This is a genomic window from Thiobacillus thioparus DSM 505 (assembly GCF_000373385.1).
GTDB lineage: Bacteria > Pseudomonadota > Gammaproteobacteria > Burkholderiales > Thiobacillaceae > Thiobacillus > Thiobacillus thioparus.
Genome location: NZ_KB891316.1, coordinates 716852 through 734948 on the forward strand (window position 1 = coordinate 716852; position 18097 = coordinate 734948).

20 protein-coding genes are annotated in these 18097 nt (G+C 62.7%); 11 read left to right on the plus strand and 9 right to left on the minus strand.

What is annotated here, in order from left to right; translation table 11 throughout:
* Positions 1-2: 2 nt before the first annotated feature.
* A complete protein-coding gene (locus tag B058_RS0103695; protein WP_051082008.1) occupies positions 3-737 on the minus strand; it encodes a YggS family pyridoxal phosphate-dependent enzyme in 735 nt (244 codons plus the stop codon).
* A 176-nt stretch (positions 738-913) separates the two neighbouring features.
* Between B058_RS0103695 and B058_RS0103700 the strand changes: the two genes are divergently transcribed.
* Together B058_RS0103700 and B058_RS0103705 are read left to right on the plus strand one after the other, a co-directional pair.
* The gene (locus B058_RS0103700; RefSeq protein ID WP_018507129.1) at positions 914-1957 is read left to right on the plus strand and encodes a type IV pilus twitching motility protein PilT; all 1044 of its coding nucleotides are present in this window, start codon (positions 914-916) and stop codon (positions 1955-1957) included.
* A gap of 10 nt (positions 1958-1967) precedes the next feature.
* Positions 1968-3095 carry a PilT/PilU family type 4a pilus ATPase gene (locus B058_RS0103705; protein WP_018507130.1) on the plus strand — a complete coding sequence of 376 codons (1128 nt, stop codon included), beginning with the start codon at positions 1968-1970 and terminating at the stop codon, positions 3093-3095.
* 67 nt (positions 3096-3162) lie between these two features.
* Here the strand turns inward: B058_RS0103705 and B058_RS0103710 are convergent, their stop codons facing one another.
* From B058_RS0103710 to B058_RS0103720, 3 genes are read right to left on the minus strand one after another with little or no spacing between them, the layout of a single operon-like run.
* The gene (locus B058_RS0103710) at positions 3163-3432 is read right to left on the minus strand and encodes a hypothetical protein (RefSeq protein ID WP_018507131.1); all 270 of its coding nucleotides are present in this window, start codon (positions 3430-3432) and stop codon (positions 3163-3165) included.
* A gap of 7 nt (positions 3433-3439) precedes the next feature.
* Entirely contained in the window at positions 3440-4669 is a 1230-nt protein-coding gene (locus tag B058_RS0103715) for a THUMP domain-containing class I SAM-dependent RNA methyltransferase (RefSeq protein ID WP_018507132.1), read from the minus strand.
* Positions 4670-4688: 19 nt separating this feature from the next.
* Positions 4689-5102 carry a CopD family protein gene (locus B058_RS0103720; RefSeq protein ID WP_018507133.1) on the minus strand — a complete coding sequence of 138 codons (414 nt, stop codon included), beginning with the start codon at positions 5100-5102 and terminating at the stop codon, positions 4689-4691.
* Between B058_RS0103720 and B058_RS0103725 the strand changes: the two genes are divergently transcribed.
* On the plus strand, positions 5101-5646 hold the full coding sequence (locus B058_RS0103725; protein WP_018507134.1) for a TlpA family protein disulfide reductase: 546 nt from the start codon (positions 5101-5103) through the stop codon (positions 5644-5646). The genes B058_RS0103720 and B058_RS0103725 overlap by 2 nt on opposite strands.
* Positions 5646-5906, plus strand: coding sequence for a SlyX family protein (locus tag B058_RS0103730; protein ID WP_018507135.1), 261 nt, complete (start codon positions 5646-5648; stop codon positions 5904-5906). The genes B058_RS0103725 and B058_RS0103730 overlap by 1 nt, the downstream gene beginning before the upstream one ends.
* A 6-nt stretch (positions 5907-5912) precedes the next feature.
* Here the strand turns inward: B058_RS0103730 and B058_RS0103735 are convergent, their stop codons facing one another.
* From B058_RS0103735 to B058_RS0103755, 5 genes are read right to left on the minus strand one after another with little or no spacing between them, the layout of a single operon-like run.
* Positions 5913-6368 (minus strand): NanQ anomerase/TabA/YiaL family protein, encoded by a 456-nt coding sequence (locus B058_RS0103735; protein WP_026240612.1) that lies wholly within the window; start codon positions 6366-6368, stop codon positions 5913-5915.
* Positions 6369-6375: 7 nt separating this feature from the next.
* Positions 6376-8040 (minus strand): energy-dependent translational throttle protein EttA, encoded by a 1665-nt coding sequence (gene ettA, locus B058_RS0103740; RefSeq protein ID WP_018507137.1) that lies wholly within the window; start codon positions 8038-8040, stop codon positions 6376-6378.
* 21 nt (positions 8041-8061) lie between these two features.
* Positions 8062-8307 carry a hypothetical protein gene (locus B058_RS17760; protein ID WP_018507138.1) on the minus strand — a complete coding sequence of 82 codons (246 nt, stop codon included), beginning with the start codon at positions 8305-8307 and terminating at the stop codon, positions 8062-8064.
* Entirely contained in the window at positions 8304-8798 is a 495-nt protein-coding gene (locus B058_RS0103750; protein ID WP_018507139.1) for a peroxiredoxin family protein, read from the minus strand. Before B058_RS0103750 ends, B058_RS17760 begins: the two co-directional genes overlap by 4 nt.
* A gap of 15 nt (positions 8799-8813) precedes the next feature.
* Positions 8814-9365 (minus strand): gamma carbonic anhydrase family protein, encoded by a 552-nt coding sequence (locus tag B058_RS0103755; RefSeq protein WP_018507140.1) that lies wholly within the window; start codon positions 9363-9365, stop codon positions 8814-8816.
* A gap of 80 nt (positions 9366-9445) precedes the next feature.
* On the opposite strand from B058_RS0103755, the gene B058_RS0103760 reads away from it, so the two are divergent.
* From B058_RS0103760 to B058_RS0103790, 7 genes are all read left to right on the plus strand, one after another.
* Positions 9446-11503, plus strand: a complete 2058-nt coding sequence (locus B058_RS0103760; RefSeq protein WP_018507141.1) for a M3 family metallopeptidase — start codon at positions 9446-9448, stop codon at positions 11501-11503.
* Positions 11504-11635: 132 nt separating this feature from the next.
* Positions 11636-12181, plus strand: coding sequence for a glutaredoxin family protein (locus tag B058_RS0103765; RefSeq protein ID WP_018507142.1), 546 nt, complete (start codon positions 11636-11638; stop codon positions 12179-12181).
* A 112-nt stretch (positions 12182-12293) separates the two neighbouring features.
* Positions 12294-13067 (plus strand): exodeoxyribonuclease III, encoded by a 774-nt coding sequence (xth, locus tag B058_RS0103770; protein ID WP_018507143.1) that lies wholly within the window; start codon positions 12294-12296, stop codon positions 13065-13067.
* A gap of 174 nt (positions 13068-13241) precedes the next feature.
* Positions 13242-14465, plus strand: a complete 1224-nt coding sequence (locus B058_RS0103775; protein ID WP_026240613.1) for an ABC transporter substrate-binding protein — start codon at positions 13242-13244, stop codon at positions 14463-14465.
* A gap of 59 nt (positions 14466-14524) precedes the next feature.
* Complete coding sequence (locus tag B058_RS0103780; protein WP_018507145.1) at positions 14525-15403, plus strand: branched-chain amino acid ABC transporter permease; 879 nt, start codon at positions 14525-14527, stop codon at positions 15401-15403.
* Between the two features lie 5 nt (positions 15404-15408).
* A complete protein-coding gene (locus B058_RS0103785; RefSeq protein WP_018507146.1) occupies positions 15409-17364 on the plus strand; it encodes a branched-chain amino acid ABC transporter ATP-binding protein/permease in 1956 nt (651 codons plus the stop codon).
* Between the two features lie 16 nt (positions 17365-17380).
* The gene (locus B058_RS0103790; RefSeq protein ID WP_018507147.1) at positions 17381-18097 is read left to right on the plus strand and encodes an ABC transporter ATP-binding protein; all 717 of its coding nucleotides are present in this window, start codon (positions 17381-17383) and stop codon (positions 18095-18097) included.

Here is an 18097-nt window from a genome sequence, read left to right on the forward strand (position 1 = left end):
ACCTACGTCCTTTCACCAAAGAGGGCGGTTCCGACCCGAACGGTGGTCGCACCCTCCAGAATTGCCGCTTCGAGATCGCCCGACATGCCCATCGACAGGGTATCGAGCGCATGGTCGCGCGTTTTCAGATCGTCAAACAGTCCACGCACCTGCCTGAATGCGGCACGCTGTGCCGCCGCGTCAGCGGTCGGCGCGGGTATCGCCATGAGGCCGCGCAAGCGCAGGCCCGGGAGCGCCGCTACCGCCGCCGCCAGCGCGGGCAGCTCGGCCGGCACCACGCCACTCTTGCTCGCTTCGCCGCTGACATTCACCTCGATGCATATCTGTAAAGGAGGCATGTCAGCTGGGCGCTGGGCAGACAGGCGCTCGGCAATCTTCAGCCGATCGACGCTGTGCACCCAGCTGAAATTTTCGGCGATCGCCCGTGTCTTGTTGCTCTGGATCGGCCCGATGAAATGCCACACCAGCGGCAGATCGCGCAACGCCGCCTGTTTTTCCAGCGCCTCCTGCACATAATTTTCGCCGAATTCGCGCTGGCCGCAGGCGGCCAGGCCGCGAACCGCCGCCGCATCGAAGGTCTTGCTGACCGCCAACAGGCATACCGCCGCCGGATCGCGCGCAGCTTCGGATGCCGCACTCGCGATCCGCGCCTGCACGGCCTGCAAACGGACACTTGCCGTGCTGCCGCAAGGCGGCAGGCCAGGCTCAAGTTTTCGTGTTTCCGGGCCGTTATCCATTGCGATTATTATTGAACACAAACCCCGTTCAATAACAGCCATGATTAAATTGTTATCGATCCGAAACGCAATCCGGCTTTCAAGGGATTTCGCCAAGCCGCCCGCCCCGGTGGTTTCAAGCGGTTTCGTTCCGGATCGATAAAGTCAAAACCCCTCCAATACTGAACGAGGCACGCGTGGATATTTCCGAACTGCTGGCTTTTGCCGTCAAGAACAAGGCGTCCGACTTACACCTCTCTGCAAGCCTGCCGCCAATGATTCGCGTCAACGGCGACATCCGCCGCATCAACTTGCCGCCGATGGACCACAAGGACGTGCACCGCATGGTGTACGACATCATGAACGACAGCCAGCGCAAGGTGTACGAGGAAACGCTGGAAATCGACTTCTCGTTCGAGATCCCTTCCCTCGCGCGCTTTCGCGTCAACGCTTTCAACCAGCAGTACGGCGCCGGCGCGGTGTTCCGGACGATTCCGTCCAAGGTACTGACGCTGGAAGAGCTCAACGCACCGCCCATCTTCAAGGAAATCTCCGACCAGCCGCGCGGCATCGTGCTGGTCACCGGACCGACCGGCTCCGGCAAGTCGACCACGCTGGCGGCGATGATGGACTACGTCAACGAGAACCAGTACGCGCACATCCTCACCGTCGAGGACCCGATCGAATTCGTGCACCAGAGCAAGAAATGCCTGATCAACCAGCGCGAGGTCGGCCCGCATACGCTATCGTTCAGTAACGCCCTGCGCTCGGCGTTGCGGGAAGACCCGGACGTCATCCTGGTCGGCGAATTGCGTGATCTGGAAACCATCCGCCTCGCGCTGACCGCCGCCGAAACCGGCCACCTGGTGTTCGGCACGCTGCACACCTCGTCTGCTGCCAAGACCATCGACCGTATCGTCGACGTGTTCCCCGCGGCAGAGAAGGAAATGGTGCGCTCGATGCTGTCCGAATCGCTGCGCGCGGTGATCTCGCAGACGCTCCTAAAGACCAAGGACGGCAACGGTCGCGTCGCCGCCCACGAGATCATGATCGGCACCCCGGCCATCCGCAACCTGATCCGCGAAAACAAGGTGGCGCAGATGTATTCGTCGATCCAGACCGGCGGCAACCTCGGCATGCAGACGCTTGACCAGTGCCTGCAGGACTTGGTCAAGCGCAACATCATTGCCTCGGGCGTTGCGCGCGCCGCGGCGCAAAACAAAGATGCCTTCATGGGTTGAGGACTGAACGATGAACGCTGAAAAAACCATCCACGACCTGCTGCGCCTGATGCTGGCGAAGAACGCCTCCGACTTGTTCATTACGGCCGGTTTCCCGCCTGCCATCAAGGTCGACGGCAAGATCACCCCGGTCTCGAACCAGAGCCTGACGCCCGCGCACACCAGCGAACTGGCACGTTCGATCATGAACGAGCGGCAATGGAAGGATTTCGAGGCGACCAACGAATCCAACTTCGCGATCAGTCCGCCCGAGATCGGCCGCTTCCGCGTCAACGTCTTCGTGCAGCAGGGCCGCGTCGGCGTGGTGATGCGGACCATCAACACCAAGATCCCGAAGATGGAGGAACTGAACCTCCCGCCCATTTTGCGCGACGTCGCCATGATCAAGCGTGGCCTGGTCATCTTCGTTGGCGGCACCGGCACAGGCAAATCGACCTCGCTGGCTGCGATGGTGGGCTACCGCAACGAAAACGCTGCTGAGCACATCATCACGGTCGAGGACCCGATCGAATACGTGCACGAGCACAAGAAATCCATCATCACCCAGCGCGAAGTCGGCATCGACACCGACAACTGGTTCTCGGCACTGAAGAACACCCTGCGCCAGGCGCCCGACGTCATCCTGATCGGCGAAATCCGCGACCGCGACACCATGGAGTACGCCATCGCGTTTGCCGAGACCGGTCACCTGTGCCTGTCTACGCTGCACGCCAACAGCGCCAACCAGGCGCTCGACCGCATCATCAACTTCTTCCCCGAGGAAAAGCGCGACCAGCTGCTGATGGATTTGTCCTTGAACCTGAAGTCCTTCATCTCGCAGCGCCTGATCCCGCGCAAGGGCACCAACGGCCGCGTCGCCGCGGTCGAGATCCTGCTCAACTCGCCACTCATCGCCGACCTGATCTTCAAGGGCCACGTGCACGAGATCAAGGAAATCATGGCGAAGTCGCGCGAACTCGGCATGCAGACCTTCGACCAGGCGCTATTCGATCTTTACGAAGCCGGGATGATTTCCTACGAAGACGCACTGCGGAACGCCGACAGCCTCAACGACCTGCGCCTGCAGATCAAGCTGCATGGCCAGGAGGCCAAGGGGCGCGACATGATGGCGGGACTGGACCATCTGGACATCGTCTGATCCCGTTCAGCCCACTCAAAAACAGGGTGTCAGGCGCCCCGTTTTTTATTCGGCTGCGGCGACCCCCTCATTCGGGGTTGATCACCACCCGTACCTCCAGCCCCTGATTGCCCGGCAACGCCTTGATGGCTTCGGCCGCAGCTTTCAGAGCGGCTTCCTCGCCACCGTATTTCACTACCAGATGATCGTCATCCGGCATCGGCGCGCCAAGCGAGAGCGGGATGATCGACGACTTGCCGCCGCCGTGCTGTCCAAAATCAGCCACCAGATAGTAGCTACGGTAGACCTCGGCGCCGTCATTGAGAGTGCCCGTCAGACGCAGCGATGCAGTCAGCATAAGTTTCTCAGGATGAACTTGCAGAAGGCTTGTTCGGCCGCATGGTGCCCGCGACGACCTTATATTGCAGGAAACGGGTTTCAATCGGGCCGTTGAACAGCGGAATGCGCCGGCTCGCCTTGAGGCCGATCAGCTTGGGCAGCAGCGGATCGCCCGAAATGATCCACGCGTCCCAGCCGCTGAAATTCTGCTTCAGCCAGTCGCCCAGCAGCGGATACCACGCGGCCAGATCCTCGGCCTCGCCCAGCCGCTCGCCATAGGGCGGATTGGTGACGATGGTGCCGGCCGGCGCGGGTGCCTTCAGCTCGAGGACATCGGATACTTTCAGCTCGACCGCCTCCGCATAGCCCGCGGCCTCAAGGTTGTTGCGTGCCTTGTCGAGCACCCAGCGATCCTGGTCGGCGCCGAAGATGGGCAGGCGCGTGAGCGGCTTTTCCTGCGCCTGCGCCTCCATCTTGATGCGCTTCCACAAGGCCACATCGAAGTCACGGTAGTGCTCGAACGCAAAATGCCGGCTGCGCCCCGGCGCGCGGCTCAGCGTCATATCTGCCGCTTCCAGCAGAATCGTGCCGGCACCGCACATCGGGTCGAGCAGCGGCGTGCCGGGTTCCCAGCCGGACAGCAGTAACAGGCCGGCGGCGAGATTTTCCTTGATCGACGCCGCGCTCGCCTCGCGCTTGAAACCGCGCTTGAACAGCGGCTCGCCGCTGGTGTCGAGATAGAAAGTCACCGCGTCCGGGGTGAAGAATGCATACACCAACACGTCGGGCGCTTCGGTGTCGACGCTCGGACGCTCGCGGGTTTCCTCGCGGAAGCGATCGCAGATGGCGTCCTTGATCTTCAGCGTGATGAAGTTGAGGCTTTTCAGGGGTGCATTCTGCGCACCGACCTTTACCGCGATGGTCTTCGTTACGTCGAACCACTCCGGCCACGGCAGATCGAGTGCGGCGCGGTAGATGTGCTCTTCCTTGCGATAGCGGGTGTAGCCGACCTTGCGCAAAATGCGGGTGGCGATGCGCGAGGTCAGGTTGGCACGCATCTCGGCGGCGGCATCGGCCATGAACAGCACGCCGGCGGGCACCTGGCGGACCACCTGCGCACCGGCTGCGGCGAGTTCGGTTTCAAGCAAGGCCTCCAGGCCGCGCGGGCAGGTGGCAAAGTGGCTGGCAGGCGGCAGCGCCTCGCGTTCGGGACGGAGGGGATGCGGCGTTTTGGTGCGACGGGATTCGGGTTTCAAACAATACTTTCAATAATTCTTAAAACGGTTTCAGCACCACCAGCAATACCACGACCAGCAGCACGATCACCGGGATTTCATTGAACCAGCGGAACCAAACATGGGATTTGATGTTCTGTCTGGCTTCGAATGCGCGCAGCAGCTTTTTGCAGACGTGGTGGTAGCCCACCAGGCCGGCAACCAGCGCAAGCTTGAGCCATAGCCACCCCATCGTCGGCAGCCAGTAAGCCAGCCACAGCCAGACGCCGGTAATCAGTGTCAGCCACATGATAGGCGTGACAAACCGATACAATTTGCGCGCCATCAGCAGCAGGCGGTCGTATGCGGCTTCGTGGGTTTCCATCGCGAGGTTGACGAAGATGCGCGGCAGGTAGAACAGTCCGGCGAACCAGCTGACCACCATCACGATATGAAACGATTTCAGCCACAACATGGATAGACGCGCCTTCGTAAAAAAATGGACACCGAGTCCGCTGACCCTGATTTTACTGGGTTTGGTCGCCTGGCTGTGGTTTCGTCCCCCCGCCGAGGTCAGCGATGAAAATCATGTCCTCCCGCCCTGGCAGGTCACCTTGACCGATGGCAGCGCGCTGACCAGCGACGCGCTCAAAGGAAAGGTCGTGCTGGTGAATTTCTGGGCGACCTGGTGTCCCTACTGCCGCAAGGAAAAGCCGGTGATCGACGCCTTCTGGCAGGATTACCGCAGCCGCGGATTCGACGTCGTTTCAATCAGCGTCGACGATCCGCCGGAGAAAATCGACGCCTGGATGAAGGACAAGGGCTATACGTTCCGGGCCGCGCCGACCAATGCCTCAGTGACCGCGGCGTTTGGCAACGTCTCGACCGTACCGACCTCGTTCATCCTCGATGCCGACGGCCACATCCGTCACACGGTCGCCGGGCAGCTGCATTACGCCCGGCTGAAAAACCTGGTCACGCCGCTGCTGGGCGCCGCCGCACAAGCAGGACACCCATGATGGAAGCACCCGACAGCCTTGCGGCTTGGGCACAAGCACCCAACAGCCTTGCGGCTTGGGCACAAGCCCGTCTGACCGAAATCGAAACCAAACTCGCTTTCGCCGAAGACCTGCTCGACACACTCAACCAGACCGTGGTCCGGCAACAGGATCAGATCGATTCCTTGCAGCAGCAGCTGCGCCTGTTGAACGACAGACTGAAGGATGCACGGCCCGACGAGACGCGCACGCCGCGCGACGACATCCCGCCGCACTACTGAGACGTCCTAATCCGGCTGCACGGCGATCTTCATCACCACCTTGCGGATCCTGCCCTGACCCACCAGCGGCGCATGTGCGTCCTCGGGGAAAAACAGGCAGAACGCCCCAGGCGGGGTGGCGATCCAGTTGGACGGCGTGTCGTTGAAGAACCGGATGTCTCGCGCTGCATCGTAATCCGTCGCAGGATCCACGCATGCGGCGACCGGCTTCCATCCCATCTCGTCGATGCCTTCCAGCACCAGCTGGATATCGATGTAACGCCGATGGCATTCCAGCTTCGCCTCCGCCCGCGTGCGGCTGTCACACACCTCGACAATGGCGAAGGCCTGCTCACCCTGCACATCGTGCTTTCCAGGTGCAAGCGTCATCAGGTCGGTACCACGCAGAAATTCGAAAGCACGCGCAAACAGCGGATGTAGAGGCAGATAGCGATCGGCGTCGGCCAACCTTGCCAAAATCATCGTGCGCTCACCGGCTGATCGGCTTGTAACGGATGCGCTTCGGCTTCGCGCCCTCTTCGCCCAGGCGTTTCTTCTTGTCGGCCTCATACTCCTGGTAGTTGCCGGGGAAGAACGTCACCTGCGAGTCGCCTTCGAAGGCAAGGATGTGGGTGGCGATGCGGTCGAGGAACCAGCGGTCGTGTGAGATCACCAGCACGCAGCCGGCGAATTCCAGCAGGGCGTCCTCCAGCGCGCGCAGCGTTTCCACGTCGAGGTCGTTCGACGGTTCGTCGAGCAAGAGCACGTTGCCGCCGGTGATCAGCGTCTTCGCCAGGTGCAGGCGCCCGCGCTCGCCGCCGGACAGATTGCCGACCCGCTTCTGCTGGTCGCCGCCCTTGAAGTTGAAGCGACCCAGATAGGCGCGCGACGGCGTTTCGTAGCGGCCGACGGTGAGAATGTCGCGGCCTTCGGCGACTTCGTCGAACACGGTCTTGTCCGCGCTCAAGGCATCGCGGCTCTGGTCGACGTAGGCGAGCTTCACCGTCTGGCCGATTTCGACCTCGCCGGAATCCGGTTTTTCCTGGCCCGTGATCATCTTGAAGAAAGTCGACTTGCCGGCGCCGTTGGGTCCGATGATGCCGACGATGGCGCCGGGTGGAATCGAAAAACTGAGATTGTCGATCAGCAGGCGGTCGCCGAACGACTTGGTCACGTTGTGGAAGTCGATGACCTTGTCGCCCAGCCGTTCGCCGACCGGAATGAAGATTTCCTGCGTTTCATTGCGCTTCTGGTATTCGACCGAATTGAGTTCCTCGAAGCGCGCCAGACGTGCCTTCGACTTGGCTTGGCGCGCCTTGGGATTCTGCCGCACCCATTCGAGTTCCTGCTTCATCGTCTTGATGCGGCCGGCTTCCTGCTTGGACTCAGTCTCCAGCCGCGCCTCCTTCTGCTCCAGCCAGCTGGTGTAGTTGCCCTTCCACGGAATGCCGTGGCCGCGGTCGAGTTCAAGGATCCACTCGGCAGCATTATCGAGAAAGTAGCGGTCGTGCGTTACCGCCACCACGGTGCCGGGGTAGCGCACCAGGAACTGCTCCAGCCAGTCGACCGATTCGGCGTCGAGGTGGTTGGTCGGCTCGTCGAGCAGCAGCATGTCGGGGTTGGACAGCAAGAGCTGGCACAGCGCGACGCGGCGCTTTTCGCCACCGGACAGGTTGCCGATCGTCGCGTCCCACGGCGGCAATCTCAAGGCATCGGCCGCGATTTCCATCTGCGTGTCGAGGTCGGCGCCGGCGGTGGCGAGGATCGCCTCGCACTTGGCCTGCTCCTCGGCCAGCTTGTCGAAGTCGGCGTCGGGTTCGGCGTAGGCGGCGTAGATTTCATCCAGCCGGGTTTTCGCGGAAACGATCTCGCCCAGCCCCGCTTCCACCGCCTGGCGCACCGTGTGCGTCGGGTCGAGTTGGGGCTCCTGCGGCAGGTAGCCGATGCGGATGCCCGGCATCGGGATCGCCTCGCCCTCGATGTCCTTGTCCACGCCCGCCATGATGCGGATCAGCGAGGACTTGCCGGAGCCGTTCAGACCCAGCAAGCCGATCTTGGCGCCGGGAAAGAAGCTGAGGGAAATGTCCTTGAGAATCTGTCGCTTGGGCGGAACGATCTTGCCAACGCGGTTGAGGGAATACACGTATTGCGCCATGAAATAAACAATCCAGAAAACTTAGTGGGAAGGGTCGCCGGAGCAGGCGTCGAATTCGCATTCCTTGGCAGGGCTGCGGCTGATGTAACGCCCGTCCGGGCAAAGCTTGACGTCGGCCGGACAGACGAGGGGGCCATCGGGCATCGGAGGAGGGGGCGGCCCGGCCGGCGCCGGTTTCCCGCTCCCTTGGGCGTGGGGCTGGGCGGGAAGCGTGTCGCACGCGGTCAGGATCAGTAGCAAGCCGCCTGCAGCAAGCGCCCGGATCACGTCAACTCCTTGTCGAGCAGGGCTTTCAGCTTGGCAAAGTCGAGGTCGCCCAGTTTCTGTTCCAGGATGTGGCCGTCCTTGTCGATGATGAAACTGGTGGGCGTGAGCTGCACGTTGCCGAATGCGCGGGCATGCTCGCCGTTGACGTCGAGTGCCACCGGAAATGGCAACTGGCGCGTCTTCGCGAAATTGGCGACGTAGTTCGGCGGATCGTAGCTCATCGCCACCGCGACGACTTCGAAGCCGCGCCCCTTGTATTGGTTGTAGGTTTCGATCAGATCGGGCATTTCCTTGACGCAGCCTGGACAGGACGTCGCCCAGAAGTTGACCAGCACGATCTTGCCGCGCAGGTCGTTGAGCGTAATGGGCTTGCCTTCCAGCGTGGTGAAAGTGGATGCAGGCGCCGTGGGCTTGTCGATGAGGGCATAGGCCAGCGCGCCCGCAATGGCGAGCACGGCCACGACGATAAGGAGGGGTTTGGCGAGTTTCATACGGATTCCCGGGGATTAAACGTCTTGATACGACCGCGCCAGCGCCACATAGTGCTGCGCGGAATAGCCGAAATAGGCAATTTCTTCGTCGGTGAGCCGGCGTACCAGCTTGGCGGGGCGGCCAAGATAGAGATGGCCGGATTCGAGCACCTTGCCTTCCGGCACCAGCGAACCGGCGCCCAGCAGCACGTGTTTCTGCACCACTGCGCGGTCCAGAATGATCGACCCCATGCCGATCAGGCATTCGTCTTCGATGGTACAGGCATGCAGGATCACCGTGTGGCCCACCGTCACGCGCGCGCCGACGACCAGCGGCCCGCCCGCAGGACTGAGCGGCGTCTTGTGCGATACGTGCAGCACGCTACCGTCCTGGATGTTGCTCGCCTCGCCGATGGCGATCGAATTGACGTCGCCGCGGATCACCGCGCCTGGCCACACCGAGGCGTCCCGCCTCAGGCTGACCTCGCCGATGACCGTGGCGCGCGGGTGGACCCAGGCGCCGGCGGCAAGCATGGGGGTGGCGCCGTGATGCGGCGCCAGTCTGTCGGCATAAACATCGTCAGTCATAGGGTTTCAAACCGGGCTTGAAAATCAGGTATCCAGCCCGAAAGTATAATTCCCCTCTCTCCTCCTTGTTGGTTATCGCCATGAATACCCCAAAGGGCAACAACCCCCTGCTCGATTTTTCCGGCCTGCCCCGCTTTGCCGAGTTCAAACCCGACTACGTCACGCCGGCAATCGACCAGCTGCTGACCGATTGCCGCGCGGCCGTGGCGCGCGCGGAGGCGGCCGACACCCCGGCTGAATGGGACGCCTTCGTCGCACCGCTCGACGACACCAATGAGAAACTGGGCCGTGCCTGGGGCCAGGTATCGCACCTGCATTCGGTGATGGATTCGCCCGAGTTGCGCGAGGTCTACAACGCCAATCTTCCGAAGATCACCGTCTATTACGCAGAACTGGGACAGAACGAGGCGCTGTTCGCCAAATTCAAGGCGCTCAAGGCCAGCCCCGGCTACGCTGCACTGTCGGCGCCGCGCAAGAAGATCGTGGAAAACGAGCTGCGCGATTTCCGCCTCGGTGGCGCCGAACTGCCGGCCGACAAGAAGGCCCGCTTCATGCAGGTGCAGGAAGAACTGGCGCAACTCTCCGCCAAGTTCGAGGAGAACCTGCTCGACGCCACCAACGACTTCGCGCTGTATATCGACGATGCCGCCCAGCTCGCCGGTGTGCCGGACGACGTGCTGGCCATGATGAAAGCAGCGGCCGAGGCCGACGGCAAGGCCGGCTTCAAGCTCACCCTGCACATGCCGTCCTACCTGCCGGTGATGCAGTACGCCGACAACCGTGACCTGCGTGAGCAGGTGTACCGCGCCTACGTCACCCGTGCCTCCGAATTCGGCAAGCCCGAGCTCGACAACACCCCGCTGATCGGCGGCATCCTCCGGTTGCGTCGCGAGGCTGCCCAGCTGCTGGGATTCCGGAGTTATGCCGAGGTATCGCTGGCAGCCAAGATGGCCGACACTCCGGCCGAGGTGCTGAAATTCCTTGACGAACTCGGCGTCCGTGCCCGCCCTTACGCCGAAAAGGATTACGCCGAACTCAAGGCCTTCGCCCGCGACGAACTGGGCCTCGCAGACGTGCAGGCCTGGGACACCACCTACGTGTCGGAAAAGCTGAGCGTCGCGCGCTACAGTTTTTCCGACCAGGAAGTGAAGCAATACTTCCCCGAGCCACGTGTGCTGGCCGGCCTGTTCAAGCTGATCGAGACGCTGTACGGCCTGCACGTGCGCGAGGACAGCGCGCCGGTATGGCACCCTGACGTGAAGTTCTACACGCTCGCCGACCACGGCGGCCAGCGCGTCGGTCAGTTCTACCTCGACCTCTACGCGCGCGCCTCCAAGCGCGGCGGCGCCTGGATGGACGACGTCATCACCCGCCGCAAGACGGCGGACGGCATCCAGACGCCGGTGACCTACCTCAACTGCAATTTCTCAGGGCCGGTGGGCAACAAACCTGCCCTCTTCACTCACGACGAGGTCATCACCCTGTTCCACGAGACCGGCCACGGCCTGCACCACCTGCTGACGCAGATCGAGGAACTCGGCGTCTCCGGCATCAACGGTGTCGAGTGGGACGCGGTCGAGCTGCCGAGCCAGTTCATGGAAAACTTCTGCTGGGAATGGGACGTGCTGAAGCACATGACCGCGCACGTCGACACGGGCGAACCGTTGCCGCGCGCGCTGTTCGACAAGATGCTGGCCGCGAAGAACTTCCAGTCAGGCCTGCAGACACTGCGCCAGATCGAGTTCGCCAGCTTCGACATGCACCTGCACGACGACTTCGACCCCAATGGCAACCGCACTGCGCAGGACCTGATCAACGACATCCGCCGCCAGGTCGCGGTCATTGTCCCGCCAGCCTACAACCGTTTCCCCAACAACTTCTCGCATATCTTCGCCGGCGGCTACGCGGCCGGCTATTACAGCTACAAGTGGGCGGAGGTGCTGTCGGCCGACGCCTATGCCCTGTTCGAGGACGAGGCTGAGGGCTACGGCGGTGTACTCAACCCGGAAGTCGGCCACCGTTTCTGGAGCGAGATTCTCGCCCAGGGCGGTGCGCGCCCGGCACTCGAGTCGTTCAAGGCCTTCCGCGGACGCGAACCGACCATCGACGCCCTGCTGCGGCACAACGGCATGACGTGAACGAGGGGCGAAAGCCGTGCAAGCGGCCTTCGTTTTCCCGGGCTGCTCTTGGATTCCCTTCTGGATATACGGGTAAAGCTCGGCGCCCTTATGTCCGTTAAGTCGGTTGATTACGTCTTAAGGGAGCACAGCATGAAAGCAGGATCCATCTTGATGGCGATTTGGCTGGCGGCGGCAAGTTTGTCGGCGGGTGCCGCCCAGCTGTATCAATGGAAGGACGCGCAGGGTCGCACGGTGTATAGCGACCAGCCGCCCCCGCCTAGCATCAAGAATGCCCAGCAAAAGGCCTTCAAGGGCAACGTCATCGAAATCGGCGAATCCTACGATGCCAAGACTGCACGCGAGAAATACCCCGTCACGCTGTATGCCAGCGCCTGCGGCATTCCCTGCGACCAGGCACGCCAACTGCTCACCCAGCGCGGGGTCCCATTCAGCGGCAAGGATCCGCAAGCCAGCCCCGAAGCCCAGGCCGAACTGAAAAAGCTCACCGGCCGCCTGAGCGTGCCGGTGCTCGTCGTCGGCAGCGAGCGGATCGACGGTTTCGAAGCCGGGCAGTGGCAGGCCGCGCTCGATCGTGCGGGCTATCCAAAAGCGCCCTCTGGCAGCAAGCCGGAGACCGTCGCCGCACCGGCACCCGCACCGACGTCACAGCCTGCACCCGCCGCGCCCCATCCCTGAACCTTCTTGCGTCCAGGGCGCCGGCTGCCCTACAGGACTCCGATCCACTATGGGCTCTTGTGCCCACATGGGTAGAAGCCCATGTGGAATCGTATGCGCTACACTCGGCGATATGAAAATCGCCGCCTGGAACGTCAACTCCCTCAAGATCCGCCTGCCCCAGTTGCTGGACTTTCTCGCCGCCCGTCAGCCCGACGCGGTGTGCCTGCAGGAAACCAAGCTCACCGACGACGCCTTCCCCATCGCTGACCTCGCTGCGGCGGGCTACCGCGTCGTGTTTTCCGGACAAAAGACCTACAACGGCGTCGCCATTCTCAGTCGCGCTGAGCCAATCGACGTACAGGCCGGCATCCCCGGGTTCGACGATGAACAGAAGCGCGTGATCGCCGCTACTGTCGACGGCGTCCGCCTGGTGTGCGTGTACTGCCCCAACGGCCAAAGCCTCGATTCCGACAAATACCCCTACAAGCTCGCCTGGTTCGATGCGCTGACTGCGTGGCTGAAAGACGAACTGACGCGTCACCCCAGGCTCGCCGTCCTCGGCGATTACAACGTCGCACCGGAAGATCGCGACGTGCACGACCCCGAAGCCTGGAAAGACAGTGTGCTGGTATCGGAACCCGAGCGCGCACGTTTCCGCGCCCTTCTGGAACTGGGTCTCAAGGACAGTTACCGCCTGTTCGAGCAGCCCGAAAAAAGTTTTTCCTGGTGGGACTACCGCATGATGGCCTTCCGCCGCAACCACGGCCTGCGCATCGATCACATCCTGCTTTCCGCGCCTCTGGCAGCCACCTGCACCTCAAGCACGATCGACCGCGACATGCGCAAGCTGGAACGACCCTCCGACCACGCACCGGTGGTCGCAGAGATCGGCGCGAACGTGTAACGCGCATGCGTCCAGCCTGCTGATATCTGCCGGAATGCCACTTGAGCGCGCGACACAGCCGCTAGCACAGGATTCCGTCCCCGTTTTCCTTCGATGTTCGACCTATAATCCTTTCAGCCCCGGCACAAGTCGGGGACTGGGTCGGTGTTTAACTTTAGGACGGAGATTGAGATCATGAAAAAAACGATATTGGCCGCTCTCGCGATGGGGTTGTTCACGTTCCAGGCGTACGCCGCGGATACAGTCAAGATTGCCCTGACCGGCCCCTTCACCGGCGGCTCTGCACCGATGGGCGTTTCCATGCGGGATGGCGCCAAACTGGCGATCGATGAAATCAATCGCGCCGGCGGCATTCAGGTGGGCGCCAACAAGATGAAAATCGAAGTGGTCGAGCGGGACGACGAAGGCAAGAACGAGCGCGGCGCGCTGATCGCCCAGGAACTCTCATCCATGGGAGACCTGTCGGGCGTCATCGGAACGGTGAATACCGGCGTCGTCCTGGCTGGGGACAAGTATTTCCAGGAAAAAGGCATCACCAAGATCATCACGCCCGCTGCCGGTTCCGCCTCCATGACCCAGTGGAGCAAGGCCGGCGTGAAGGACCTGTCGATCTTCCGGTTCTCGGCCGATGACGGTATTCAGAGCGCCATGGTCGTGGAAGACGCGATCAACCGCAAACTCACCAAGGTGGCGATCCTGCATGACTCGACCAACTATGGTGTATCGGGACGCGACGACCTGCTCGACCAGATCAAGAAGCAGGGCAACAAGCTACAGGTAGTGGCCACGGAGAAATTCAACATCGGTGACAAGGACATGACCGCCCAGTTGCTGAAAGCCAAGTTCGGCGGCGCCCAGGGCATCCTGATCTGGGGCATCGGGCCGGAACTGGCGGCCGTGTCCAACGGCATGGCGAAGCTGCGGATGAAGCAACCCCTGATCGGCGGCTGGACCCTCTCGATGTCCAACTACATCGACAACGCGGGCAAGAACGGCAATGGCACCCTGATGCCGCAGACCTTCATCGAGGATCCGATCACACCCAAGGTCAAGAGCTTCATCGACAGCTACCACAAGACCTATGGCGTATCACGCATCCCTTCTCCGATGTCCGCTGCCCAGGGCTATGACGCCGTCTATGTCTTCGCTGCCGCTGTCAAGCAGGCGCAAAGCACCGATACCCACAAGATCAAGGATGCCCTGGAGGACCTTCGCGATCCGGTCAAAGGCGTGATCGCCACCTGGAAGCAGCCCTACGGCAAATGGGATCCGGCCAACGAGCAGACCCACGAGGCATTCCGTCGCGGCCAGGTGGTGATGGGAATGGTCCAGGACGGCCGGGTGGTGTTCGCCAACAAGGCCGATCGCCAGCGCCTGATAAAGGAAGCGGGCAAATAGGATAAAGAGGGGGAGGAGCATTCCCTCCCCGGCTGCCGTCAGCCAATACGACACACGATATGTATACCCTTTTGATCGTCCAACTGGCCGTGAGCGGCGCGCTGATGGGCATGGTCTACGCGCTGATCGCCTACGGCTTCCAGCTGACCTTCGCCACCAGCAAAAGCATCAACTTCGGCCAGGGCGAACTGGTCATGCTGTCTGCCTTCTTCAGTCTGAGCCTCATCGACAGCGGCCTGCCCTATTGGCTGGTGGTCCCGGGAGGCATGCTGTTCGGCGCGGTACTGGGTCTGTTCGTCGAGCGGGCCGCGGTGCGTCTGTCGCTGGAGCAGAAGGGCGAGGGCTGGATCCTGCTCACCATCATCCTGGGCCTGCTGGGTTTCTCGGCGGCGGAAAACATCTGGGGCCGGGACGACCGGCCCTTCCCCACCCCGATCTCTTCCGATCCCCTGCATTTCTTCGGCATCGACGTCACCCCACTGGAACTGTCGGTGGCCATCGGCGTACTGGCGGTCATGGGACTGGTGGAGTTGTTCAAGCGCAAGACCTTGCTGGGCAAGGCGTTCGAAGCGGTATCGGCGGATCGCGACGCTGCCCAGTTGATGGGGATCTCGGCCACCCGCACGATCCAACTCTCCTACGGCCTGTCGGGCCTGGTCGCGGCGCTGGCGGGCATCCTGGTGGCGCCGATCACCACGGTGGGACCAACCATGGCCTCGGTGCTGATCCTCAAGGCCTTCTCGGTGGCCGTGGTGGCAGGCCTCGATTCCGGGTTCGGAATCGTGCTGGTCGGCCTCTTCCTCGGCGCGCTGGAAAGCCTGACCAGCTTCTATCTCGGCAGCGGCTGGCGTGAGGCCCCCGGCCTGATCCTGCTCATTCTTGCGCTGGCCGTGCGCCCCAACGGGGTGTTCGGCAAGGCCAGCATCCGGAAGGTATAGCGGACATGTGGAAACGCCTGCTTCTGATTCGTGGCGCCGAACTGGCCGCCCTGGCGCTGCTTGCCGCGATACCCCTGATGGTGGACAACAGCTATGTCCTGGGCTTGCTGACGCTGCTCGCCATTTACGGAATCCTGTTGATCGGTCTCGACGTCACGGTAGGCTACCTCGGTCAGGTGAACCTCGCCCAGGCCGCTTTTCTCGGTCTGGGCGCGTATGCGGCCGGCCTCAGCGTGGCCCATTTCGACTTTGGCATGCTGGCGGCACTGGCGACAGCGCTCGTCGTGGGACTCATCTTCGGTACCTTGCTGGCCTTTCCCGCGCTGCGCCTGGAAGGTCCGCAGTTCGCCCTGGCGACGCTGAGCTTCTCGGCGCTTAGCGCAACCACCCTGAACGAGTGGGAAGGCCTGACATTGGGCGCCCAGGGCCTGCAGGTCAGCCGACCGTCTTTCCTGGGGATGACCCTGGATGCGCCGGAGTTTTTCTGGCTGTGCCTGCTGCTGCTCGCCCTGGTCTGGATGGCCATGCGCAATCTGCTGTCGTCGCAGTGGGGACGGGCCTTCGAGGCCCTGCGCGACAGCCCCATCGCCACCGATGCCATGGGCGTGGGAACCTACCGCCACAAGGTGGCCGGCTTTGCCCTTGCTTCCGGGTTGGGTGGCCTGGCGGGCGGACTGTATGCCTTCAACTTCCAGTATCTCCAGCCTCAGAGTTTCGGCTGGGATCTGATGGTGATCCTGCTTCTGGGTGTGGTGCTGGGCGGACGCAAGAGCCTGTGGGGCGCGCTGGTGGGCGCCTCCCTGATCGCCCTGCTGCCCAATCTGCTGTCCAACCGGGGGCTGTTCCAGATCTTTTCCGCGATCGGCCTGCTGATCGCCCTGGCCGCGGGCGGACAAGGCCTGCTGAAGAAGACCACCCGCCCGTTCCAGGCCCTTGCGCCCGTCGTGGCCATGGGAATCCTGATGGTGGGCAGCCTGATCGTGGAGAACACCGAGGACTGGCGCAAGGCGATTTTTGCGCTGATGCTGTTTTCCGTGGTGGTGGGTTTGCCGGAGGGTCTGATGGGTTTCGCCGCCCGTTTCCTGGCCAAGCTGTTTCACATCGAGCCGCCTCGCCTGCCGGCGCCGGCCTCGCTGGATACCGTCCTGCCCAAACGAATCGCGAACGGCGGCGCGCTTCTGGAATTGCGTGGCCTGGAACGCTACTTCGGGGGCGTCAAGGCCGTGGACGGTGTGTCCATGACCGTGCAGGCCGGCGAAATCCACGGCCTGATCGGCCCCAACGGTTCCGGCAAGAGCACTGCGGTGAACGTCATTTCCGGTCTCTACGTCCCTACCGGCGGCGACATGCTGCTGCGGGGCAAGAGCCTCCCCGTCGGCAGCCTGTTCAAGGTGGCACGGACAGGCGTGGCGCGGACCTTCCAGAACCTTCAACTGTTCGGCGAACTGAGCGCCATGGACAACGTCATGGTCGCGCTCAAGGACGTTTACCGCAGTCCGCTGCCGCTTGTCCTGCTGGGGCTGGCCCGGGGCGAGGAAAAACGCGCCCGTGCCGCCGCCCTGGCCTTGCTGGAGCTGGTGGGGCTCGGAGACCAGGCCCGCAGCCTGGCCAAGGACCTGACCTACGGTGACCAGCGCTTCCTGGAAATCGCCCGCGCGCTGGCGCGCAAACCCGAACTGCTGATCCTGGACGAGCCGGCGGCAGGGCTCGCCCACCCCGATGTGAACAAGCTGATGGAAATCATCAAGCGCATTCATGAACGCGGCGTCAGCATCATCCTGATCGAGCATCACATGGACGTGATCAGCGAATTGTGCGGGATCGTGACGGTACTCGATGGCGGCAAGATCATCGCCGCCGGAACGGCGGAGCAGGTCAAGCGCGATCCCAAGGTGATCGAGGCCTATCTGGGTGTAGTGGACGATCCGGCAGGCGCCGCCGCGCCCGCGCAGGCTGGATGAAGGGAAGGACGGAGCTGTGCTGACGGTCGAGAATCTGCATGCGGGATACGGGACGAGCGAGGTGCTCGTCGGCGTGTCGCTCGAAGTGAAAGCGGGCACGGTGGTGGCCCTGATTGGGGCGAACGGCGCGGGCAAGACCACCACCATGCGGGCGATATCCGGAATGATCCGGCCGAACCGCGGGCGCGTGCTGCTGGACGGCCGACCGGTCGAGGATCAGGATGCCGCCCACATCGCCCGCCTCGGGCTGGCGCATTCGCCGGAAGGACGAAAGGTGTTCGGCCCCCTGACGGTGGAGGACAACCTGCTGCTGGGTGCCTATGGCCGCCTGCCCCGGTTCTTCGGCTTCCGCGCCCGAGCCGTCGCCGACCTGAAAAACATCTATGCGCTGTTTCCCCGTCTCGAGGAGCGGCGCCAGCAGACGGCCGGCACCTTGTCGGGCGGAGAACAGCAGATGCTCGCGATCGGCCGCGCCCTGATGTCCAAGCCCAAGGTCATGCTGCTGGACGAGCCCTCCATGGGCCTCGCCCCCATCATCGTGCAGGAGGTGTTCCACACCATCCGCCGCCTCAAGGAAACCGGCATCACCCTGTTGCTGGTGGAACAGTTCGCCAAGAGCGCCCTCGAAGTGGCGGACTACGCCTACGTGATGGATCGCGGCCGCATCGCCATCGAAGGAACCCCCGCTCACCTGCGCGAGGACGAGCGCGTGCTCGCCGCCTACCTGGGCTGA